At 71.1% G+C, this 4,849-nt stretch carries 3 protein-coding genes; 2 read left to right on the top strand and 1 reads right to left on the bottom strand.

What is annotated here, in order from left to right; genetic code table 11:
- Both DBR36_RS03570 and DBR36_RS03575 read left to right on the top strand, forming a co-directional pair.
- Positions 1-1,408 (top strand): carboxylesterase/lipase family protein (locus tag DBR36_RS03570; RefSeq protein ID WP_108317603.1); only part of this gene is annotated, 1,408 nt, incomplete at its 5' end.
- A gap of 62 nt (positions 1,409-1,470) precedes the next feature.
- Entirely contained in the window at positions 1,471-2,940 is a 1,470-nt protein-coding gene (locus DBR36_RS03575; protein WP_108317604.1) for an MFS transporter, read from the top strand.
- Positions 2,941-3,332: 392 nt separating this feature from the next.
- Here the strand turns inward: DBR36_RS03575 and DBR36_RS03580 are convergent.
- The coding region (locus tag DBR36_RS03580; RefSeq protein WP_108317605.1) for a helicase HerA-like domain-containing protein at positions 3,333-4,849 on the bottom strand (1,517 nt) is incomplete at its 5' end.

The raw sequence follows: 4,849 nt of genomic DNA on the forward strand, positions 1-4,849 counted from the left end.
GTCCGAGACGAGGGATGCCACGACCTTCGGCCCCGTCTGCCCGCAGCCCGTGACCCCGGCGATCGCCCTCGGCGACGGCAGCGTGCAGGACGAGGACTGCCTGTCGCTGAACGTCTGGACGCCGATCGACGAGAGCGCCCCCGCCCGCCCGGTGATGGTGTGGCTGCACGGCGGCGCGTACACGTTCGGCGCGTCGAGCCAGCCGCTGTACGACGCGACGTCGATGGTCTCGACCGGCGACGTCGTGGTGGTCACGATCAACTACCGCCTGGGGGCGCTCGGCTTCGTCGACCTGTCGGGTGCGCTGCCGGGCGGCGGCTTCGACGGCAACCTCGCCCTCAAGGACGTGCTGCTCGCGCTGCGCTGGGTGCAGCGCAACATCTCGGCCTTCGGCGGCGATCCCGAACGGGTGACCGTCTTCGGCGAATCGGCCGGTGGCGGTCTGGTCACGACGCTCCTGGCGACGCCGTCGGCAGCGGGTCTGTTCCACCGGGCGATCGCGCAGTCGTCGCCCGCGTCCAGCATGTACGGTCCCGACCGGGCGCGGCGGGTGGCATCCCGTTTCCTCGAACTGCTCTCGATCGATCCGGCCGATCCGCGGGCGGCGGATGCGGTCCGGGCCATCGCGGTCGAGCGCGTGGTCGAGGCCGGTCAGACCGTGTACGCCGAGGTGCCCACCACCGCCCCCGGAACGCTCGCCTTCGCGCCCGTCGTCGACGGCGATCTGCTGCCCGAGGCGCCGCTCACCGTGCTGCGCGAGGGCCGCGGTCTGCCCGTTCCGCTGATGATCGGTACCAACAAGGACGAGGCGTCGCTGTTCTCGTTCATGAAGTCGCCGCTCATCCCCATCACCGGGGACCGTCTCGAGCAGATGTTCGCCGCGATGGCGGCCGAGAACCCCGGCGTCGAGCTGCCCAGCCGCGAGCAGGTGCTGACCGCGTACGAGCACGTGCGCCACCGCGCCGTGGGGCTCGGCGTCGCGCGCGACATCGGCTTCCGCCTGCCGACGCTGTGGCTGGCGGAGGGGCACTCCGCCGTCGCACCGGTGTGGCTGTACCGTTTCGATCACGCCGCCCCCTTCCTGCGCCTGATCGGCCTGGGAGCCACGCACGCCAGTGAGCTGCCCTACCTGTGGGGCAACCTCGTCAGCGGCCCGAAAGACCTCACGTTCCGCCTCGGCGGCCGACGGGTGGCCGAGGAGATCTCGGCGCGCATGCAGGCGCGGTGGGTCGCTTTCGCCCGCGGCGACTCCCCCGACGCGCCGGACGCGGTCCCCTGGCAGCCGTTCCGCTGCGACGGTACCGACCCGCGCGAGACGCTCGTCATCGACCGACGCGATCGGGTCGTCGCCGACCTCGACCACGAGCTGCGCGAGGCGTGGGGCGACGAGGTGCTCGCCTTCCGGTAGCACGGCGCCCTCCGCGCCGCCCCGACTGGAAACGACGGGCGGATCGGAGTAACGCTAGAAGGATGAACGAGAAATCCTCCTCGGCATCCGGCTCCCCTCGGCTCGAGGTCGACGACGTCGTGGTCGTCGACACGAAGCGCGTGCGCACGGCGATCGGCGGTACCGTCGTCGGCAACTTCATGGAATGGTTCGACTTCGGCATCTACGGGTACCTCGCCGTGACGCTGACCGTCGTCTTCGCGTCCGACGTGCCCGCGCCCTGGGGTCTGCTGGTCACCCTGCTCGGCTTCGCGATCTCCTTCCTCGTGCGCCCCTTCGGCGGTTTCGTGCTCGGCCCCCTGGGCGACCGCATCGGGCGGCAGAAGGTGCTCTTCCTCACCATGGCCATGATGGCCACGGCCACCGCACTGATCGGCATCCTGCCCACGTCCGCGCAGATCGGGCTGTGGGCGATCATTCCGCTGTACCTGCTGAAGATGGTGCAGGGCTTCTCGACGGGCGGCGAGTACGCCGGGGCCACCACCTACGTCTCGGAGTTCTCGCCCGACCGTCGGCGCGGGTTCTGGTCGTCCTGGCTCGATGTGGGGTCGTACGTCGGCTTCGCCGCGGGCGCCTCGGCCGTCGCCCTCACCACCGCGATCACCACTTCGGTCTCGGGAGAGAACGCGATGGTCGATTACGGCTGGCGCATCCCGTTCCTGCTCGCGGTGCCGCTGGGCATCGTCGCGATCTACTTCCGTCTGCGCATCCCCGAGACCCCGGCGTTCGAACAGGCGGGAGCGGTCACGACGGATGCCGACGACCCGATGGCCCGTCAGGGCCTGGTGGGCATCGTCCGCCACCACTGGAGGGCTCTGCTGATCGGCATCGCGCTCGTCGCGGCGACCAACACGGCCGGCTACGCGCTGACGAGTTACATGCCCACCTACCTCGAGAAAGAGGTGGGCGTGTCGAACATCACCGCCGCGGTGGCGACGGTTCCCGTGCTGCTGGTGATGTCGGCCGCACTCCCCCTGATCGGCCGGTTGAGCGACCGCATCGGCCGCAAACCCGTCTACGCGATCGCCGCCGGCTCGGCCCTCGTGCTGCTCGTCCCGGCGTTCCTCATCATGCAGATCGGCGAGCTGTGGGCGGTCATGGTGGCGCTGTGCCTCGCGGCGGTACCGGTGGCGTTCTACGTGGCGATCTCGGCATCCGCTCTGCCGGCGCTCTTTCCGACGGCCTCGCGCTTCGGGGCGATGGCGGTGGCGTACAACGTGGCCGTGTCGCTGTTCGGCGGCACCACCCCGCTGTTCAGCCAGGCCCTCATCGACCTGACAGGCAACACGCTCATGCCGGCGTTCTACATCATGTTCTTCGCCGCCCTCGGTCTGGTCGCCCTGCTGGCGATGCGCGAGACCGCCCAGCGCCCCCTGCTGGGGTCGATGCCCACGGTCGAGACGCCCGCCGAGGCCGCGGCCCTGGTCGAGCGTCAGGACAGCGACCCGCTCATCGACACCTCGACCATGCCGTTGGCGATCCGCCGCGGCTGACAGGAAGGGGGACGGATGCCGGAGCCCCCGGCATCCCTCCCCCCTCCTTCCGACGCGCGGCGATGTCGGCCGGTCCGCGGCGCACGCGTCGCCCTGACGCGACGCGGTGTCTCCCCGCGCTGCGCACATCATCCGCGATGTGCACAACCTCAGCCCCGGCACCCCGAATCCGACGGACTCTGCGCACATCACTGACGCAGCGCACGCCCTCGCGCACGCGCGGCGACGGCGGGTCCCGCACCCGAGCGCGTGCACAACCTCCGCGATGTGCACAACCTCAGCCCCGACACCCCAAATCCGACTGACGTTGCGCACATCACTGACGCAGCGCACGCCCTCGCGCACGCGCGGCGAATCCCCCGCACGCGCGAGGGGGCGCCGCGCCGTCCTCGTCAGCGCCGCCGGCCGTTGCCGAACAGCCCGCGGATGACGCCGGTCACGATCGACTTCGTCGCCCCGCGTCCCAGCAGGCCGTCGAGCCCCGGTGCGGGAGCGCTGGTGCGTCCGCGCGGCGCCGCGGTGGACTTCAGGATCCGCTCGTACTCGCGCTGCGCCTTCTTCTGCGCTTCGGCGTGGGCCTTGTCGATAGCGGCCTTCTGCTTGGCGTACTCGGCCTGGTCGGCGGCGGCCTTCTTCGCGCGCTCCTCGGCCTCGCGGGCCTCGGTGGCCGCCTGCATGCGCGCGGCGAGGATCTCGCGCGCCGACTCGCGATCGATCGGCGTCCCGTAGTCCGCGAAGAGGGGGGATGCCGCGACCGCCGCCGCCATGGCATCCGGCGCGATCGGCGACATCGAGGCCCGCGGGGCGAACATGCGCGTCCACGCGACCGGCGTCGGCGCTCCGCGCTCGCTCATCACGGTCACGATGGCCTCGCCCGTGCCGAGTTCCTGCAGCACCCGCTCGAGGTCGTAGCCGGACGAGGGATACGTGCGCACCGAGGCGCGCAGGGCCGTGGCGTCGTCGGGGGTGAAGGCGCGCAGCGCGTGCTGCACGCGCGAGCCGAGCTGGGCGAGCACGTCCCCGGGGACGTCCTTGGGCGTCTGCGTGACGAAGAACACCCCGACCCCCTTGGAACGGATCAGGCGGACGGTCTGCGTGATCGCCTCGAGGAACGCCTTCGACGCGTCGCGGAACAGCAGGTGCGCCTCGTCGAAGAAGAACACCAGCTTCGGCTTGTCGAGGTCCCCGACCTCGGGCAGCACCTCGTACAGCTCCGCAAGCAGGTACATCAGGAACGTCGAGTACAGCTCGGGCCGGGCGGCGACGTTCGGCACCTCGAGCAGGCTCACGATGCCCGCGCCCGTGGCATCCGTCCGCAGGAACACCCTCACGTCGAGCTCGGGCTCCCCGAAGAACGTGTCGGCGCCGGCGGCCGAGAACGCCACGAGCTCGCGCAGGATCACGCCCGCGGTGGCCGACGAGAGTCCGCCGATGCCCTTCAGCTCGGGCTTGCCTTCGTCGCTGGTGAGGAAGGTGAGCACGGCCCGCAGGTCGGACAGATCAACGAGCGCGAGGCCCTTCTGATCGGCGTAGTGGAAGACGAGACCGAGGCTGGACTCCTGCGTCGCGTTCAGCCCGAGGACGCGACTGAGCAGCAGCGGGCCGAAGCCCGATACCGTCGCGCGCACCGGGATGCCGGAACCGACGTCGTCGCCCAGCGCGTAGAACTCGACCGGGAAGGCGCGCGCCGACCAGTCCTGTCCGAGCGCCGCGGTGCGGGCGGACAGCTTGTCGCTCGGCGTCCCCGCCGCGGCGAGTCCCGACAGGTCGCCCTTGATGTCGGCGGCGAAGACGGGCACCCCGTTCTCGGACAGCTGCTCGGCCAGCAATTGCAGCGTCCGCGTCTTGCCCGTGCCGGTCGCGCCGGCGACGAGTCCGTGGCGGTTGGTCATCGCGAGCGGGATGCGGA

The sequence above is a fragment of the Microbacterium sp. HMWF026 genome (genome assembly GCF_003061325.1).
Classification (GTDB): domain Bacteria; phylum Actinomycetota; class Actinomycetes; order Actinomycetales; family Microbacteriaceae; genus Microbacterium; species Microbacterium testaceum_E.

What these genes read in the sequence shown, in the direction of transcription:
- DBR36_RS03575 (WP_108317604.1), top strand. Translation starts at nt 1,471, where the DNA reads ATGAACGAGAAATCCTCCTCGGCATCCGGCTCCCCTCGGCTCGAGGTC.